Raw genomic sequence first — 16,273 nt, 5'->3', positions numbered from 1 at the left:
GTCTGCGTTCCTGCATTCAGGGCGTTCTCGAACCATGCGCACGTCTGCCTGCGGGTCTCCCTCGATCCACGTGGGCTCTGAAATCCTCGTCGTGGGCGACGCGGAATTCCTGCCCCGCGTGGATCGAGAGCAGGAGGCTTGCGACGGAGCAGCGATATTCCGCCTTCGCGTGGATCGAGAGTAACCAGACAGGGGAGGATGGGGCTGTAGACCGGATAGAGAGCGACCAGGTCCGTCTGTGCTTCTGTCTGCGGGTCGGTCTCGATCCATGCGCACTTCTACCCACGGTTCGCTCTCGATCCACGTGGGCTCTGAAATCCGCGTCGCGGGCGACGCGGAATTCCTGCCCCGCGTGGATCGAGAGCAGGAGGCTTGCGACGGAGCAGCGATAATCCGCCTCGGCGTGGATCGAGAGCGACCAGGCAGGGGAGGGTGGGACTGTAGACCGGATCGGGAGCGACCGAGCAGGGGAGTGGGGTCATAGCCCGGAAGATCTGTGAATGAGAAGAACCCCCAGCCAGTTGAACTGACTGGGGGTTCTGCCACTGTGGTGGCGGGGGGAGGATTTGAACCTCCGACCTCCGGGTTATGAGCCCGGCGAGCTACCGAACTGCTCCACCCCGCGGCGTGGTCTCAACATTACAGGAGCGCATTTCCCGGAGACAAATCCTGGACAAGTGACCTTTGCCACACGGTAACCTGGGGTTCACTCTCGCCGCCCATCCTGAGAGGCGGCTGGATCTTGCGCGAGGGGGACTTGCATGTAGTTGAACGTTGAACTATAGTCCTTCACGTACTTCAAATTTCAACCATAAGGAGACAAGCCAGATGACCGCTCTTCCGAACGGACTCACCGCCGGCACGTGGAACATCGACCCGAACCACTCCGAGTTCACCTTCACCGCCCGCCACGCCGGTGTGTCGAAGGTCCGCGGCAACTTCGAGACGATCGCCGGCACCGTCGAGGTCGGCGACACCCTCGAGGACAGCTCGGTGACCGCCGAGGCCGTCGTTGACTCGATCAACACGCGCAATGCCCAGCGCGACCAGCACCTGAAGACGAGCGACTTCTTCGCCGCCGATCAGCACCCGAAGCTCACCTTCACCTCGACCGGCATCAAGGCCGAATCGGGTGACGAGTTCGCTCTCGAAGGCGACCTGACGATGCGCGGCGTGACGAAGCACGTGGTCTTCAACGCCGAATTCAACGGCGCCGGCACCGATCCGGCCGGTACCCCTGTTGCGGGACTCTCGGCCGAGACCACGGTCGATCGCAAGGAGTTCGGCATGGAGTTCAGCGCCGTCCTCGGCGGCGGCGAGCTCCTCGTCTCCGACAAGATCAAGATCGCCCTCGAGCTCGAGCTCGCGAAGGCCTGATCACTCGGCCCCATCGGCGCCGATACGCACGCAGCGGACCGTTCCTGCCGGAACGGTCCGCTGCGTCGTCTCTTCGCCAGCGACTGAGCGCAGTCCGCTCAGCGCCGAAGCAAGTCAGCGCCGAAGCAGGTCGGGATCGGCCTCGATGGCGGCTGCCAGCGTCCGGAAGCGCGCCGCACCCTCCTCGACGTCGGCGGGCGACTTGCAGAACGAATACCGGATCGCGCTCCGGTACGCCGCGTGCGCGGGAGTCCCCGCTCTGCACAGGGCCGGCACGGGAATGCCGACGAGGCCGTGCTCGCGGGCGAGCAGGTTGTTGAGGGCGAACGCATCGAGTCCCGTGAGCGCGGAGAAGTCGACGACCGTGAAGTATCCCGCCGCAGGCCTCGAGACGACGGCCCCGGGAACGGCCTCACACGCCGGCACGAGCACTCCGGCCCGTTCGGCCAGCGACCGCCGGTTCGATGAGACGAAGGCGTCGTCGGAATCCAGCAGGCGGGCGAGCCCGATCTGCATCGGCCCGCCTCCGGTGAACGTGAGGAACTGTTTGACGGCCTGGATTGCGGCGCGCACCGGCGGGGCGGCGATGACCCATCCGAGCTTCCAGCCGGTGATGTTCCAGCTCTTGCCCGCCGAGGAGACGGTGACGACCCGGGAGGCGTCGGCGACCGCGAGCGCCGGAGGCACATGCTCCGCCTCACCGAGCACGAGCTGTTCGTAGACCTCGTCGGTGAGGATCCACGCGTCGACCGCCTCGGCGGCCTCCCCGATGCGGGCGAGGTCGGCACGCGAGAAGACGAACCCGGTGGGATTGTGCGGACTGTTGACGATGACGAGTGCCGGCCCGGTCGCCATCGCGGCAGCGAAGGCCTCCCAGTCGGGCTGGAAGCCGTCGCCGTCGGGCAGCACGGGAACGGTGACGAACTCACCGCCAGCGGCGGCCACTGCGGCCGGATACGAGTCGTAGAACGGTTCGAACGCGACGACCGTCCCGCCTCGGGGCACGAGCGCGAGGATCGCCGCCGTCAGCCCCTCGGTCGCCCCGCAGGTGATGAGGACCTGCGCGGTGTCGACGGCCTGACCGAAGTCCCGTGCCCGCTGTCGGGCGACGGCCTCGAGCAGGGCGGGATGACCCTGACCGGGAGCGTACCGGTTGTATCCCTGGCGCATCGCCTCGGCGGTCGCCTCGATGAGCGCAGGCGGAGCATCCGTGCCCGGGGCGCCCTGACCGAGGTTGATCGCCCCGGTCTCCGCCGCCAGCCGGGTCATCTCACCGTAGATCGTCTCCGAGATCGTCCCGTCGGCCCCGATGAGCCCCGCCGCCTCGGCCATCTCCCGCCACAGCGGGGAGCGTGAGAGGTCCGGCATGCTCATGAGACGACCTCCGGCGCGACCCGGCCGAGGGCGTCGAGCACCGCAGTGTGCAGGCGCCCGTTCGTCGCGACCGCATTGCCGCCGAAGGGACCGGGGACGCCGAGCGTGTTCGTGAACGTCCCGCCCGCCTCGGCGACGATCGGCACGAGCGCCCCCATATCGTAGAGGGCGAGTTCGGGTTCGCATGCGATGTCGACGGCCCCTTCGGCCACGAGCATGTACGAGTAGAAGTCGCCGTAGCCGCGGGTGCGCCACACCCGGTCGGTCAGGGCGAGGAACTCCTCCCTCACGCCCAGGTCCCGCCAACCGCTCAGCGACGCGAACGACAGGGAGGCATCGCCGAGGTCGTCGACCCCGGAGACCGCGATCCGACGCACCGGCCCGCCCGGGAACGAAGCGAAAGCTCCCTGCCCCGCGGCCGCCCACCAGCGGCGGGAGAGGGCGGGAGCGGAGACGACGCCGAGCAGCGGACGCTCGCCCTCGTAGAGGGAGATGAGGCTCGCCCACACGGGCACGCCGCGCACGTAGTTCTTCGTCCCGTCGATGGGATCGATGATCCACCGGCGCTCACTCGTCCCGTGCGCACCGAACTCCTCACCGAGGACGCTGTCGTCCGGGCGGGTGAGCGCGAGCCGTTCGACGATCGCGGCCTCGACGGCCCGGTCGCATTCGGTGACGGGGGTGAGATCCGGTTTCGTCTCGATCGTGAAATCCTGGGCGATGAACCGAGAGAGACTGAGCGAATCGGCGAGATCGGCGAGGTCGAGGGCGAGGTCGAGGTCGTTCATCCCTCCACTCTAGCCAGCGTTGGCCAGCAGCCTCCGCAGCGACTCCAGCCGTGAGACCCCGCCGGGCCCGGCCCGGCCCCCGGCGACCCACGAGTCGAGTCGGCAGCCGGGGGCATCGGCGAGGTGGGTGCACCCGCGCGGACATTCGGTGGTCGCCTCGACGAGTTCGGGGAACGCGGCGAGCAGGCCGTCCCGGTCGACGTGGGCGAGGCCGAAGCTGCGCACTCCGGGGGTGTCGATGAGCCATCCGCCGGTCGCCAGGGGCAGGCACACCGCCGAGGAGGAGGTGTGGCGACCGCGGCCGGTGACGTCGTTGACGTCCCCGGTGGCACGGTCGGCGGCGGGCACGAGGGCGTTCGTCAGCGTCGACTTGCCGACGCCGGAATGGCCGACGAGGACGCTGATGTGACCGGCCAGCCGGGAGGCCACCTCGTCGTCGGACAGGCTGCCGTCGGGGCGCAGGCCCGAGGAGACGATGTCGACCTCGGCGGCGGAGAAGCGTCGGGCGATCTCGTCGGCGGGCGCGAGATCCGTCTTCGTGACGATGATGAGCGGGGTGATACCGGCGTCGATGGCCGCGGTCAGGGCCCGGTCGATGAGCCCGAAGGAGGGTTCCGGGTCGACCGTCGCGGTGACGATGCCCATGAGGTCGACGTTGGCGACGATGACGCGTTCGGTCGGGTCCGTGTCATCGGCGCTGCGGCGCAGCAGGGTGCGCCGCTCGGTGACCTCGACGAGTCGGGCCAGGCTGCCCTCGGCGCCCGTGGTGTCGCCGACGATGCGCACGATGTCGCCGGGGACGACGGCCACGCGGCGCAGATGGGAGGCACGCACCGCGGTCACGGTCGTCCCCTCGGCGTCGAAGGCGCCGGCGGCGTCGGCGAGGACGACGCGGTAGCGGCCCCGGTCGACGGCGATGACGAGGCCGGTCACCGCCTCCTCGTGGCTGGGGCGGTTCTTCGTGCGGGGGCGAGTGCCCTTCCGGTTCGGTCGCGGACGGTAGTCCTCGTCACGGAAGATGCGCGCCATCTCAGGCCTCGGAGCCGAGCATGGCTTCCCACAGGTGCGCGAACTCGGGAAGGGTCTTGCCCACCGTGCCGACGTTCTCGATGACGATGCCGGGTCCGACGAGGGCGAGCACCGCTCCGGCCATGACCATCCTGTGATCGTGGTAGGTATGCCAGAGGCCCGCGCCGAGGCGGCCGCCGGTGATCGTCAGCGCATCGGGCGCCTCGTCCACGGCGATGCCCAGCGCGCTGAGCTCGGCGGTCAGGGCTGCCAGCCGGTCCGTTTCGTGCCCGCGGAGGTGGCCGATGCCGCGCAGATGAGAGGTGCCCGGTGCGAGCGCGGCCAGGGCCGCGACGACGGGGGTGAGCTCGCCGACCGCGGAGAGATCGAGGTCGACGGGGGAGAGGTCGGCCGGTCCGCTCACGCGCAGACCCTGCCGGGTGAGGTCGACCTCGGCGCCGAAGGCCGCGGCGATGCGCCGGAAGTCATCGCCTGCCTGGGTCGTGTGTGCAGGCCACCCGGGCACGGTCACCGTCCCACCCGTCGCGAGCGCCGCGGCGAGGAAGGCTGCGGCATTGGACAGGTCGGGTTCGACGACGACGTCGAGTCCGCGCGGCAGTCCCGGTTCGACGATCCAGTGCTCGGCAGCGGGTTCGCTGACATCGACCCCGGCATCGGCGAGGACCTCGAGGGTCATGTCGATGTGCGCCCGGCTGGGCACGGGCCGGCCGCGGTTGCTCAGGTCGAGGCCCAGCGGCATCGCCGCAGCGGCGAGCAGGAGACCGGAGACGAACTGGCTCGATGAGCCCGCCGCGATCTCGAGGTGACCTCCGCGCAGCGCCGACCCGGCGTGGATCGTCATCGGCAGGGTGTTCTCGGTCGCGGTGATCGTCGCGCCGAGGCGGTTCAGCGAGTCGATGGTGACGTCCATGGGACGGACCCGGGCCTGCTCGTCGCCGTCGATGACGACCTCCCGGCCCGTGGCCGCCGCGATCGGCGGCACGAAGCGCATGACGGTGCCCGCGAGTCCGCAGTCGACGACGGCCGGTCCCGCCGAGGCGGCCGTGGCGAAGTCGATGGGAGTGACGATGAGCGCGTCCCCGTCCTCGACGATCGTCGCGCCCAGCTGTCTCAGGGCCGCGACCATGAGCTCGGTGTCACGGCTGCGCAGCCACCCGCGGACGATCGACTCGGATTCGGCGAGTGCGGCGAGGACGAGGTAGCGGTTGGTCAGCGACTTCGATCCGGGGACGGTGACGACGGCGTCGATCCGGCCGACCGGAGGCGCCGGCCGCCAGTCCCCGGAGGCCACGGGTGCGGCCTCAGTCGACGCCAAGGGCACTCATTGCCTGCTTCGAGGTGTTCTCGACCGAGGACCACAGGTCTTCGGCGGCGTGCTGGGTGCGCCACCACAGTCCGGGCTTGCCGGCGGTGTCGACGCTGGCGAGCAGGGCACCGCCGAGCATCGAGGTGCGGGTGAGCGTGCGTTCGAGGCGGGCGCGCTTCTCCTCCTTCGACGTGGCCTTCTCGGCGGCGATGCGTTCGCCGATGGTGTCGAGCAGGTAGGTCCCGACGAGGATCGAGGCGCTGAAGCGGGGGAAGCGGCCGATCGCGAGCAGGGAGCCCGCCGCGACCTGTGCGGCTCCCGTCGCCCGGGCCAGGGTCGTCGCATCGAGCGGCACATCGACCCGCTTGCGCGCCTGGGCGAGCAGGGGGGAGATCGAGGCCGCGGCCGCCTCAGGGTGGCGGAGTCGGGCGACGCCGTTGCTGATGTAGCCGGCAGCCAGCATGGGCCGGGCGAGAAGACGAATCGGAGACACAGGGTTCCTTCCTGACGCTGTCGGGCATCTCACCCGCAAGCATAGCCGAGACGGGAATATCGTGACCGCCGCTGGGCGTTCACTGAGCAGACGTCGCTGGGGCTCCACGTCCCCGCGACCCGGGACCCGCCTCGGCGTGGGCTGTGTGCAGGGTCCGAGTGAACCGAGGATGAGGAGGAGTCGATGAGCGCCACTGCCGTGCTGGAGAGATCGGGCGTACCATTGACCGTGATGACCGAATCAGTCAGAGAAGCCACCGAAGCCGAGACCGAAGCCGAGCGCTCGGCCCGCTTCGAGCGCGATGCCCTCGAATACCTCAACCAGCTCTACGCTGCGGCCCTGCGGATGACCCGCAACCCTGCCGACGCCGAGGACCTGGTTCAGGAGGCGTACGCGAAGGCCTACGCAGCGTTCCACCAGTACACCCCCGGCACGAACCTCAAAGCGTGGCTCTACCGGATCCTCACGAACACCTTCATCAACAACTACCGCAAGAAGCAGCGGCAGCCGCAGGAACACGGCAGCGAGGACATCGAGGACTGGCAGATCGCCCAGGCGGCGAGCCACACCTCGTCCGAAGGTCGGTCCGCCGAACTCGAAGCCCTCGACCACCTGCCCGACTCCGACATCAAGGATGCCCTCTCGGCTCTGCCGGAGGACTTTAGGATGGTCGTCTACTACGCCGACGTCGAGGGCCTGCCGTACAAGGAGATCGCCGAGATCATGGACACTCCCATCGGCACCGTGATGTCGCGCCTGCACCGGGGCCGCCGCCAGCTGCGTGAGATGCTCTCGGAGTACGCGGCCGAGCGCGGCTTCGGCACGTCCGAGGGAGGTGCGAAGAAATGAGTGAGAGCGAATGCTGTGAGAGCGTGCGCGCCGAGTCGCTCATGCGCATCTACCACTACCTCGACGGTGAGCTGACGACCACGGAGATCCGTGAGATCTCCATCCACCTCGAGCACTGTCCCTCCTGCCACGACGAGTATGAGATCGAGGCGATGCTCAAAGAGGTCGTCCGCCGCTCGTGCGGTCGGGAGGAGGCGCCCCTCGGGCTGAAGGAGAAGATCCGGCGGCGCATTGCCGTCGAACAGGTCCGCTGGCAGCGCTGAGGACCAAGCGCAGCGCTGAGCACTGAGCGCAGCGTTGCGCGCGGACACCAGCGCTTGTGAACCACGAAGGCGGGGAGAGTCATCTGACTCTCCCCGCCTTCGTGTGTGCACCTCAGGTGCACCCTGGATCAGCTGTTCGGACGCTTGCCGTGGTTGGCATTCGAACGACGGCGATCGCGACGCTTGCGGCCTCGCTTGCTCATAGCAGTTCTCCTTCGATTGGACGGTTCATTGTTTCACGTCAGCGGACCGGGGTCCAAGTTCACGCGTCGTCGCCGAGGACGTCCCTGACTCCCAGCCACGGGAACCACCCGCGGTGGAGGACGAGCCACGCGAGCAGCCCGTAGCCCTCCTGGGCGGGCAGACGGTCATGGGAGGACGCGAGCTCCCGCTGCCAGACCGGATGGCCGAGCAGCGGGGTGTACGTGTCGACGTAGGGGATGCCGCGGCGCTTGGCGACATCGGAGAAGCTGCCGTTGAGCTCCGCGATCGCCCGGTTGCGGTCGGTGCCGTGGTCGGGCGGAGGCCCGATGACGAACGCGGAGACCTTGCGAGAGAGCGCCTCGTCGAGGACATTGGCGACATCGAGGCGCGCCCGGGCGACCGAGCGGCCCGTGTCGAGGTCACCGGAGCCGAGCGCGAGGACGAGACGATTGTCGCCGTCCTCGGAGAAGCGCAGTGCGGCCTCGGACATCGCCCGCGCGTGGAGGCCTGCGGAATCCTCCCGGCCCACGGCCAGGGGATAGACGCGCAGACCGGGCAGCGACGGCAGGGTCCGCGCGGTCACCCTGCCCACCCATCCGAGACCGCGGCCGTCGCCGTGGCCGGCCACCAGGGGGCCGCCGACCACGGCGATCGTCGTCGAGGTCTCGGAGCTCACCGCTGCAGCACCCTGCCGACGACCTCTTCCTGCTGGAGCTCGTGGACGTGCTTGAGTCCGGTCGCCGTCGACGCCGAGGCGGGACGGGCGACGAGGGTGAGGTCACGACCGCCGAGGAGCGGGGTGAGGTTGAGGGCCATGAACGGCCATGCACCCTGGTTCTCCGGTTCCTCCTGCGCCCAGACGAGCTCGGCATCGGCCGGGTACCGGTCGAGGAGGGCGGTGATCGCGGTCTCGTCGAGCGGGTAGAGCTGCTCGACGCGCACAAGCGCGGTCGTGTCGTCGCCTGCCTTCTCGCGCTGGGCGAGCAGCTCCCAGTAGAGCTTGCCGGAGACGAGGACGACCTTCTTCACCTGCGAGGGATCGACACGCGGATCGTCGATGACGGCTTCGAACTTCCCCGAGGTGAAGTCCTCCGGCGAGTTCGCCGCAGCCTTGAGGCGCAGCATCGACTTCGGGGTGAAGACGATGAGCGGACGCTTGTTCGGGGTGAGCGCGTGCCGGCGCAGAAGGTGGAAGTACGAGGCACCCGAGGACGGGAAGGCCACGGTCATGTTCGACTCCGCGCACAGCTGCAGGTAGCGCTCGATGCGGGCCGAGGAGTGATCGGGTCCCTGTCCCTCGTAGCCGTGGGGCAGGAGCATGACGACACCGGAGTTCTGCTGCCACTTCTGCTCGGAGGAGGAGATGAACTCGTCGATGACCGACTGCGCGCCCTGCGCGAAGTCGCCGAACTGCGCCTCCCACGCCACGAGGGCGTCCTTGCGCTCGACCGAGTAGCCGTATTCGAAGCCGACAGCCGCGTACTCGCTGAGCAGGGAGTCGTAGACGTAGAAGCGGGCCTGGTCGTCGCTGAGGTTCTGCAGCGGCGTCCACTCGTTGCCGTTGACCGAGTCGATGAGCACCGAATGGCGCTGGACGAAGGTGCCGCGGCGCGAGTCCTGCCCGGCGAGCCGGACGGGGATGCCCTCCATGAGCAGCGAGCCGAAGGCCAGCAGCTCGGCGAAGCCCCAGTCGACGCCGCCGTGCAGCGCCATCTCCCGGCGCTTCTCGAGCAGCGCCCGCAGCTTCTTGTGGACGGTGAAGCCCTCGGGCACGTCGACGAACGCCTCGCCGATGCGCTTCAGCGTCTCCGGGCTGATCGCCGTGGACACGTCGTTGAGCGCTTCGATGTCGCTGGGACGATGCGGGGCGTTGAAGGCGCTGCCCTTGCCGGAGCCGGACTCTGCGGCCTTCGTCTCGGCGAACGCGGACTCCAGCTTCGACTGGTAGTCCTTGAGCGCCTCGGCGGCCTCGTCGTCGGTGATGCACTTCCTGCCCACGAGGGACTCGGTGTAGAGCTTGCGCACCGATCCCTTCTTCTCGATGAGGGAGTACATGAGCGGCTGGGTCATCGACGGGTCGTCGCCCTCGTTGTGGCCGCGGCGGCGGTAGCAGACGAGGTCGATGACGACGTCGCGGTTGAATTCCTGCCGGTACTCGAAGGCCAGCCGGGCCGCACGGACGACGGCCTCGGGGTCATCGCCGTTGACGTGGAGGATCGGGGCGTTGATCGACTTCGCGATGTCCGTGCAGTAGAACGAGGACCGCGCCGAGGCGGGCGGAGTCGTGAACCCGACCTGGTTGTTGATGATGATGTGGATCGTGCCGCCGGTGCGGTAGCCGCGCAGCTCGGAGAGGTTGAGCGTCTCGGCGACCACACCCTGACCGGCGAACGCGGCATCGCCGTGGACGAGGACGGGCAGGACCGTGAAGCCGGTCTCACCCTGGTCGATGACGTCCTGCTTCGCGCGCACGATGCCTTCGAGGACCGGGTCGACGGTCTCGAGGTGGCTCGGGTTCGCCGCGACGTAGACGTTCGTCGAATTGCCCGAGGGCGAGGTGAACGAGCCCTGCGTGCCGAGGTGGTACTTGACGTCGCCGGAGCCCTGCACGCTGTCGGGTGACATCGTGCCGTCGAACTCGCGGAACATCTGCGCGTACGACTTGCCGGCGATGTTCGTGAGCACGTTGAGGCGTCCGCGGTGGGCCATGCCGATCGCGACCTCTTCGAGCCCGGAGTCCGCGGACTGGTTGAGGACCTCGTCGAGGAGGACGATGGCCGACTCGCCGCCTTCGAGGCTGAAGCGCTTCTGGCCGATGTACTTCGTCTGCAGGAACGTCTCGAACGCTTCGGCGGCGTTGAGGCGGCCGAGGATGTGACCCTGCTCGGCGCGCGTGAGCTCCTGGTGGGGGACCTCGATCTTCGCCTGGAACCAGCGGCGCTGGAGCGGATCGGCGATGTGCATGTACTCGAACCCGATGGTCCGGCAGTAGCTCTCGCGCAACAGGCCGAGGATGTTGCGGAAGGCCATCATCGGCTTCGCACCGAAGCCGCCGGTGGGGAATTCGCGCTCGAGGTCCCACAGGGTCAGGCCGTGCTGGTTGATGTCGAGGTCGGGGTGCGAGCGCTGCCGGTAGACGAGCGGATCGATGTTGGCCATGAGGTGGCCGCGGGTCCGGTAGGCGTCGATGAGCTCGATGACGCGCGCGGTCTTGTTGACGTCGTCCTGGTCCTCGGCCGAGACGTCGGGAACCCAGCGGACCGGCTCGTACGGCAGGCGCAGGGACTCGAAGACGTCGTCGTAGAAGCCGTCCTCGCCGAGCAGGTAGCCGTGGACGAGCTTGAGGAACTCGCCGGAGCCGGCGCCCTGGATGACCCGGTGGTCGTACGTCGAGGTGAGCGTGAGGACCTTCGAGACGGCGAGGTTGTTGATCGTCTTCTGGCTCGCACCCTGGAACTCCGCCGGGTAGTCGAGCGCGCCGACGCCGACGATCGCGCCCTGGCCCTTGGTCAGGCGCGGGATCGAGTGGACGGTGCCGATGCCGCCGGGATTCGTCAGCGACACGGTCGTGCCGGCGAAGTCATCGGCGGTGAGCTTGCCCTTGCGGGCCTTGTCGACGAGGCCGTCGTAGGCGTCGACGAACTGGCGGAAGGACAGCGTCTCGGCCTTCTTGACGTTGGGCACGAGCAGCGACCGGGTGCCGTCCTTCTTCGGGACGTCGATCGCGAGGCCGAAGTTGATGTGCGCGGGCGAGACCATGGCGGGCTTGCCGTCGCGGACGTCGTAGGAGACGTTCATCGACGGGAAGTTCTTCAGCGCCCGGATCACGGCGAAGCCGATGAGGTGGGTGAAGGAGACCTTGCCCCCGCGGGTGCGCTTGAGGTGGGAGTTGATGACGATGCGGTTGTCGATGAGCGCCTTCGCCGGCAGGGCCCGCACCGAGGTGGCCGTCGGCATCTCGAGCGACTCGTCCATGTTCTTGGCGATGAGCTTCGCGGGCCCGCGCAGCGGGGTGACCGTCTCCTCCGGGGCCGGCTTCGGCTCGGTGTCCTTCGTCGTCACCTTCGGCACCGACTTCGTCTCGGCCTTGAGCGTCTCGGACTCCGCCGAGGACGGGGAGACGCCGCGGGCGGACTCCTTCGAGGCCGGCACCGCGTCGGGACGGCCGGTCTGGGCTGCGTCCTTCGACTGCGGGGCGGCCTTGGCGGAGGAGCTCTTCGGCTCTGCCGCCTTCTCGGACTTCGCCGCAGGCTTCGTCGACTGGCCCGCAGGTGCGGAATCCGCAGCGGAGGTCGTCTGCGCTCCGTCCGTCTTCTCGTACTGGTCGAAGAACGGCCACCACGACTTGTCAACAGAGTTCTTGTCTGACTTGTACTGTTCGTACAGTTCCTCAACCAACCACTCGTTCGATCCGAAGTCGTCGACGGTGCGGTTCGGAGTATTGACGGACACGGCGCTGATCGCCTACTTCCTGTTCAAGAATAGCTGCAATACGACACATACCAGCCTAACGCGATGTGCTCCGCTATGTGCACATGGGGGACAATAGTGTCATGCGTTTCATTTCACACCAACCGGATCACGACCTCACGTATTCCGACGTCTTCCTTGTCCCCAATTCCTCGGCGCTGACCTCGCGCTTCGACGTCGACCTCACGACGACGGATCCCACCGGCTCGCCGACGCCGATCGTCGCGGCGAACATGACGGCGGTCTCGGGCCGACGGATGGCGGAGACGATGGCCCGCCGCGGCGGACTGGCCGTCCTGCCCCAGGACATCCCGCTCACCGCCGCAGAGGACACGATCGGCTGGGTCAAGAGCCGCGACCGCGTCTTCGAATCCGCGCTGCGCTTCTCCGCAGGCGATACCGTCCTCTCAGCCCTCCACGTCCTCGGCAAGCGCGCCCACGGATTCGGCGTCGTCGTCGACGAGGCGGGTCGGCTCGAGGGCATCATCGCCGCCGACGATCTGCGCGGAGTCGACCGGTTCGCCTCGGTCGGGGAACTCATGCAGACCTCGCCGCAGGTCATCCGCGCCTCCGAGGTCGACTGGGAGGACCCGGAGGCCCTGGCTGGTCTGTTCGAGACGATGAACGAAGCGCGCACCGACTACGCCGCGGTCGTCGACGACGACGGCGTCCTCCTCGGCGCGCTCACCCCGAAGTCGCTGCTGCGCTCCTCCATCTACACCCCCAACCTCGACGCCCAGGGTCGCCTGAAGATCGCGGCGGCGATCGGCGTCAACGGCAACGCCGTCGAACGGGCCCGGGCACTCGTGGCCGCCGGGGCCGATGCGCTCGTCATCGACACCGCCCACGGTCACCAGGCGAAGATGCTCGACGTGCTCACCGCCGTCGCCGCGGCCGACCTCGGCGTGCCCATCGTCGCCGGCAACGTCGTCACCGCCGACGGGGTCCGCGACCTCGTCGCCGCCGGCGCCGACATCGTCAAGGTCGGGGTCGGTCCCGGGGCGATGTGCACGACGCGGATGATGACGGCCGTGGGCCGTCCCCAGTTCTCCGCGGTGGCCGAATGCGCCGAGGCGGCCGCCGAACTCGGCGCCCACGTGTGGGCCGACGGGGGAGTCCGCTACCCCCGCGACGTCGCCCTGGCACTGGCCGCCGGTGCCTCCCAGGTGATGATCGGCTCATGGTTCGCAGGCACCCACGAATCCCCGGGCGACCTCCTCGTCGACGGCGAGGGACGGAAGTACAAGGAGAGCTTCGGCATGGCCTCGGCGCGCGCCGTGGCCAACCGCACCCGCACGGAGTCGGCGTTCTCCCGTGCCCGCAAGGGCCTGTTCGAGGAGGGCATCTCCTCGTCGACGATGTACATCGATCCGTCCTCCCCGGGTGTCGAGGACCTCCTCGACGCGATCACCTCCGGAGTGCGCAGCTCATTCACCTATGCCGGTGCCCGCGACCTCGGCGGATTCGCCGAGCTCGCCAGCGTCGGCGTCCAGAGCGCCGCCGGCTACGAAGAGGGTCGACCCGTGAGCGGAAGTTGGTAGGATCGTCCCATGCTCAGTGACAGTCCCTGCCGGCGGGAAGCCGGCGCCCCAGACGATGACCCCCTCCCCGCGAGGCTCATCACGAGAGATCTGACTCTCACCCCGTCCGAGGGGACACGTCACTGATGGAATGGCTGTTCCTCGCCCTGGCCCTCCTCCTGATCTGCGGCACGGGCATCTTCGTCGCAGCCGAATTCTCGCTCCTCACCCTCGACCGGCACACGGCCGATCAGGCCGTCGCCGACGGCGTCGTGGGGGCGAAGACGCTGCGGCAGTCGATGACGCACCTGTCGACGCAGCTGTCCGCGGCCCAGGTCGGGATCACGATCACCACTCTGCTCACCGGCTACCTCATGGAGCCGTCGCTGGGTCGGCTGCTCTCCCCGGTCTTCGAGGCGTGGGGGCTGAGCCCCGGCCTCTCGGAGCCGTTGGCGCTGACGATCGCGCTCATCGTCTCCACCGTGCTGTCGATGATCTTCGGCGAACTCGTGCCGAAGAACCTCGCGATCGCCGTGCCCCTGGCCACCGGCCGGATCGCCGCCCCGATCCAGTACGTCTTCTCCGTCGTCCTCCGCCCGGTCATCGCCGCGCTCAACGGGACGGCGAACAAGATCCTCCTGGCCATGGGCATCGAACCCCAGGAGGAGGGCTCGGTGGGCCGCTCGCCCGACGAGCTCACCTCGCTCGTGCGCCACTCCGCCGAGGAGGGCGTCCTCGACGAGCAGACGGCGGGACTGCTCGAGCGCACCCTCTCCTTCTCCGAACGCACCGCCGAGGACGTCATGACCCCGCGCACGCGCATGTCCTCGGTCGTCAAGGACACCACGGCGCGCCAGATCATCGAACAGGCGCGTGAGACCGGCTACTCCCGGTTCCCCGTCGCCGGTGAGGACAAGGACCACATCGTCGGCGTCGTCCACGTCAAACAGGCCTTCGCGGTGCCCGTGGCCAACCGCGACGACGCCTATGCCGGGGGACTGATGACCGAGGTCACCGAGATCCCCGAGACCCTGCGCCTCGACCCGCTGCTCATGGAGCTGCGCGGCAAGGGCATGCAGATGGCCGTCGTCGTCGACGAGTTCGGCGGCACCGCCGGGGTCGTCACCCTCGAGGACGTCGTCGAGGAGCTCGTCGGCGAGGTCGCCGACGAACACGACCGCATGCGCGTGGCCGCCCGTCCGGCCCGCGACGGCTCGTGGATCGTGCCCGGCCAGCTGCGACCCGACGAGATCCGCACGACGATCGGGCTGAGCATCCCCGAGGACCCCGACTACGAGACGATCGCCGGATTCGTGCTCAAGGAACTCGGCCGCATCCCCGTCCCCGGCGACGAGGTGCGCACCCCGGACGCGCTCATCCGCGTCGAGCGGATGCACGGACGCCGGATCGAACGCCTCCGGGTGGTGCTGCGGGCCACCGACCACGCCCTCTACGAACAGGACGGAGGTGCGGCATGAGTGACTGGGTGGGTCTCATCTGGCTCGTCGTCCTGCTGCTGGGCAATTCGTTCTTCGTCGCCGCCGAATTCGCCATCGTCGCCGCCAAGCGCTCCCAGGTCGAGCCGCGCGCCGCGGCGGGCTCGGCCGCCGCCCGGACCGCGCTCTACGCGATGGAGCACGTCTCGCTCATGCTCGCGATCTGCCAGCTCGGCATCACCGTGTGCTCGCTGCTGCTCGGCAACGTCTCCGAACCGGCGATCAAGCATCTGCTCTCCGGTCCGCTCGAGGGCCTCGGCATCCCCGAGAGCCTGTCGACGACGATCTCGTTCATCCTCGCCCTCGGCGTGGTCACCTACCTCCACGTCGTCATCGGGGAGATGGTGCCCAAGAACATCGCCCTGGCGACCTCGGGCCGCGCCGTCATGCTGCTGGCCCCACCGCTCGTCTTCCTCTCCCGGGTCTTCGGCTTCGTCATCCGCCCGCTCAACGGGCTGGCCAACGCCGTGCTGCGGCTCATCGGCATCGAACCCAGGGACGAGGTCAACGAGGCGTACACGATCGAACAGGTCGAGTCGATCGTCGCCGAATCCAAGCGCGAGGGACTGCTCAGCGACGAGACCGGCCTGCTCAAGGGCGCCCTCGAGTTCAGCGACAAGACCGCCGCCGACATCATGGTGCCGATGACCGACCTCGTGACGATCAGCGAGAGTGTGACACCGGACGAACTCGTCACCCTTGTCGGGAAGACCGGGTACTCGCGGTACTTCGTCGTCGACGAGGACGGCTATCCGGAGAGCTACCTCCACATCAAGGATGTCCTCTACACCGACCGCGACACCGAGCCCGTGCCCGCCAAGCGCTTCCGCCCGCTCTTCACCGTCCGCGCCGACGACGAGGTCGAAGAGGCGCTCGCGCAGATGCAGAAGGTCGGCATCCACGTCGCGAGGGTGCTCTCGGACGAGGACGAGGTGCTCGGCGTGCTCTTCCTCGAGGACGTCCTCGAGGAGCTCGTCGGCGAAGTCCAGGACGCGATGCAGCGCGGACGGCTGTGAGTTCGGCCACGTCCGGTGACTCGCATCTCCGCGCAGCTGTGGCCTGTGTAACGGAATGTTACGAAGATTGCGTGCCCGAGGCCTGCCA

General features: G+C 68.5%; 14 protein-coding genes and 1 tRNA gene. 6 read left to right on the top strand and 9 right to left on the bottom strand.

Going from position 1 to position 16,273, the window contains the following annotated elements; translation table 11 throughout:
* Nucleotides 1-548: 548 nt before the first annotated feature.
* A tRNA-Met gene (locus AACX88_RS04440) sits at nt 549-625 on the bottom strand.
* 203 nt (nt 626-828) lie between these two features.
* Here AACX88_RS04440 and AACX88_RS04435 point away from each other — a divergent pair.
* Entirely contained in the window at nt 829-1,377 is a 549-nt protein-coding gene (locus tag AACX88_RS04435) for a YceI family protein (RefSeq protein WP_339391890.1), read from the top strand.
* A gap of 114 nt (nt 1,378-1,491) precedes the next feature.
* On the opposite strand, the gene AACX88_RS04430 is transcribed toward AACX88_RS04435, so the two are convergent.
* The 5 genes from AACX88_RS04430 to AACX88_RS04410 are packed head-to-tail and all read right to left on the bottom strand — an operon-like array spanning nt 1,492 to nt 6,367.
* Nucleotides 1,492-2,751, bottom strand: coding sequence for an aminotransferase class I/II-fold pyridoxal phosphate-dependent enzyme (locus AACX88_RS04430; protein WP_339391889.1), 1,260 nt, complete (start codon nt 2,749-2,751; stop codon nt 1,492-1,494).
* Nucleotides 2,748-3,539, bottom strand: a complete 792-nt coding sequence (hisN, locus tag AACX88_RS04425) for a histidinol-phosphatase (protein ID WP_339391888.1) — start codon at nt 3,537-3,539, stop codon at nt 2,748-2,750. Before hisN ends, AACX88_RS04430 begins: the two co-directional genes overlap by 4 nt.
* 9 nt (nt 3,540-3,548) lie before the next feature.
* Nucleotides 3,549-4,568 (bottom strand): ribosome small subunit-dependent GTPase A, encoded by a 1,020-nt coding sequence (rsgA, locus tag AACX88_RS04420; protein WP_339391886.1) that lies wholly within the window; start codon nt 4,566-4,568, stop codon nt 3,549-3,551.
* A gap of 1 nt (nt 4,569) precedes the next feature.
* Entirely contained in the window at nt 4,570-5,883 is a 1,314-nt protein-coding gene (aroA, locus tag AACX88_RS04415) for a 3-phosphoshikimate 1-carboxyvinyltransferase (protein WP_339391885.1), read from the bottom strand.
* Complete coding sequence (locus tag AACX88_RS04410; protein ID WP_339391884.1) at nt 5,870-6,367, bottom strand: DoxX family protein; 498 nt, start codon at nt 6,365-6,367, stop codon at nt 5,870-5,872. Before AACX88_RS04410 ends, aroA begins: the two co-directional genes overlap by 14 nt.
* Nucleotides 6,368-6,598: 231 nt before the next feature.
* On the opposite strand from AACX88_RS04410, the gene AACX88_RS04405 reads away from it, so the two are divergent.
* Nucleotides 6,599-7,216, top strand: a complete 618-nt coding sequence (locus AACX88_RS04405; protein ID WP_422614403.1) for a sigma-70 family RNA polymerase sigma factor — start codon at nt 6,599-6,601, stop codon at nt 7,214-7,216.
* Nucleotides 7,213-7,479, top strand: coding sequence for a mycothiol system anti-sigma-R factor (rsrA, locus tag AACX88_RS04400; protein WP_339391882.1), 267 nt, complete (start codon nt 7,213-7,215; stop codon nt 7,477-7,479). Before AACX88_RS04405 ends, rsrA begins: the two co-directional genes overlap by 4 nt.
* 128 nt (nt 7,480-7,607) lie before the next feature.
* On the opposite strand, the gene AACX88_RS17640 is transcribed toward rsrA, so the two are convergent.
* The 3 genes from AACX88_RS17640 to AACX88_RS04390 are packed head-to-tail and all read right to left on the bottom strand — an operon-like array spanning nt 7,608 to nt 12,135.
* On the bottom strand, nt 7,608-7,682 hold the full coding sequence (locus AACX88_RS17640; protein WP_100227367.1) for a 50S ribosomal protein bL37: 75 nt from the start codon (nt 7,680-7,682) through the stop codon (nt 7,608-7,610).
* A 59-nt stretch (nt 7,683-7,741) separates the two neighbouring features.
* The gene (locus AACX88_RS04395; RefSeq protein WP_339391881.1) at nt 7,742-8,359 is read right to left on the bottom strand and encodes a GDSL-type esterase/lipase family protein; all 618 of its coding nucleotides are present in this window, start codon (nt 8,357-8,359) and stop codon (nt 7,742-7,744) included.
* Complete coding sequence (locus AACX88_RS04390) at nt 8,356-12,135, bottom strand: multifunctional oxoglutarate decarboxylase/oxoglutarate dehydrogenase thiamine pyrophosphate-binding subunit/dihydrolipoyllysine-residue succinyltransferase subunit (protein WP_339391880.1); 3,780 nt, start codon at nt 12,133-12,135, stop codon at nt 8,356-8,358. The genes AACX88_RS04395 and AACX88_RS04390 overlap by 4 nt, the downstream gene beginning before the upstream one ends.
* Before the next feature lie 101 nt (nt 12,136-12,236).
* On the opposite strand from AACX88_RS04390, the gene guaB1 reads away from it, so the two are divergent.
* The 3 genes from guaB1 to AACX88_RS04375 all read left to right on the top strand — a co-directional run bounded on the left by guaB1 (nt 12,237) and on the right by AACX88_RS04375 (nt 16,185).
* Nucleotides 12,237-13,694 carry a GMP reductase gene (gene guaB1 / locus AACX88_RS04385; RefSeq protein WP_339391879.1) on the top strand — a complete coding sequence of 486 codons (1,458 nt, stop codon included), beginning with the start codon at nt 12,237-12,239 and terminating at the stop codon, nt 13,692-13,694.
* Nucleotides 13,695-13,819: 125 nt separating this feature from the next.
* Nucleotides 13,820-15,151: a hemolysin family protein gene (locus tag AACX88_RS04380; RefSeq protein ID WP_339391878.1), complete on the top strand. Its 1,332-nt coding sequence runs from the start codon at nt 13,820-13,822 to the stop codon at nt 15,149-15,151.
* Nucleotides 15,148-16,185 carry a hemolysin family protein gene (locus tag AACX88_RS04375; RefSeq protein WP_339391877.1) on the top strand — a complete coding sequence of 346 codons (1,038 nt, stop codon included), beginning with the start codon at nt 15,148-15,150 and terminating at the stop codon, nt 16,183-16,185. Before AACX88_RS04380 ends, AACX88_RS04375 begins: the two co-directional genes overlap by 4 nt.
* The last annotated feature ends 88 nt before the right edge of the window (nt 16,186-16,273 follow it).

Source organism: Brevibacterium metallidurans, from assembly GCF_037101285.1.
Taxonomy (GTDB): domain Bacteria; phylum Actinomycetota; class Actinomycetes; order Actinomycetales; family Brevibacteriaceae; genus Brevibacterium; species Brevibacterium metallidurans.
Note: the sequence above shows the minus strand (reverse complement) of the source record. Positions and strands in the feature narration are given on the sequence as shown.

Coding starts and splice junctions, on each gene's coding strand:
- AACX88_RS04435 (WP_339391890.1), top strand. CDS start 829: ATGACCGCTCTTCCGAACGGACTCACCGCCGGCACGTGGAACATCGAC.
- AACX88_RS04430 (WP_339391889.1), bottom strand. CDS start 2,751: ATGAGCATGCCGGACCTCTCACGCTCCCCGCTGTGGCGGGAGATGGCC.
- hisN (WP_339391888.1), bottom strand. CDS start 3,539: ATGAACGACCTCGACCTCGCCCTCGACCTCGCCGATCTCGCCGATTCG.
- rsgA (WP_339391886.1), bottom strand. CDS start 4,568: ATGGCGCGCATCTTCCGTGACGAGGACTACCGTCCGCGACCGAACCGG.
- AACX88_RS04405 (WP_422614403.1), top strand. CDS start 6,599: ATGACCGAATCAGTCAGAGAAGCCACCGAAGCCGAGACCGAAGCCGAG.
- rsrA (WP_339391882.1), top strand. CDS start 7,213: ATGAGTGAGAGCGAATGCTGTGAGAGCGTGCGCGCCGAGTCGCTCATG.
- guaB1 (WP_339391879.1), top strand. CDS start 12,237: ATGCGTTTCATTTCACACCAACCGGATCACGACCTCACGTATTCCGAC.
- AACX88_RS04380 (WP_339391878.1), top strand. CDS start 13,820: ATGGAATGGCTGTTCCTCGCCCTGGCCCTCCTCCTGATCTGCGGCACG.
- AACX88_RS04375 (WP_339391877.1), top strand. CDS start 15,148: ATGAGTGACTGGGTGGGTCTCATCTGGCTCGTCGTCCTGCTGCTGGGC.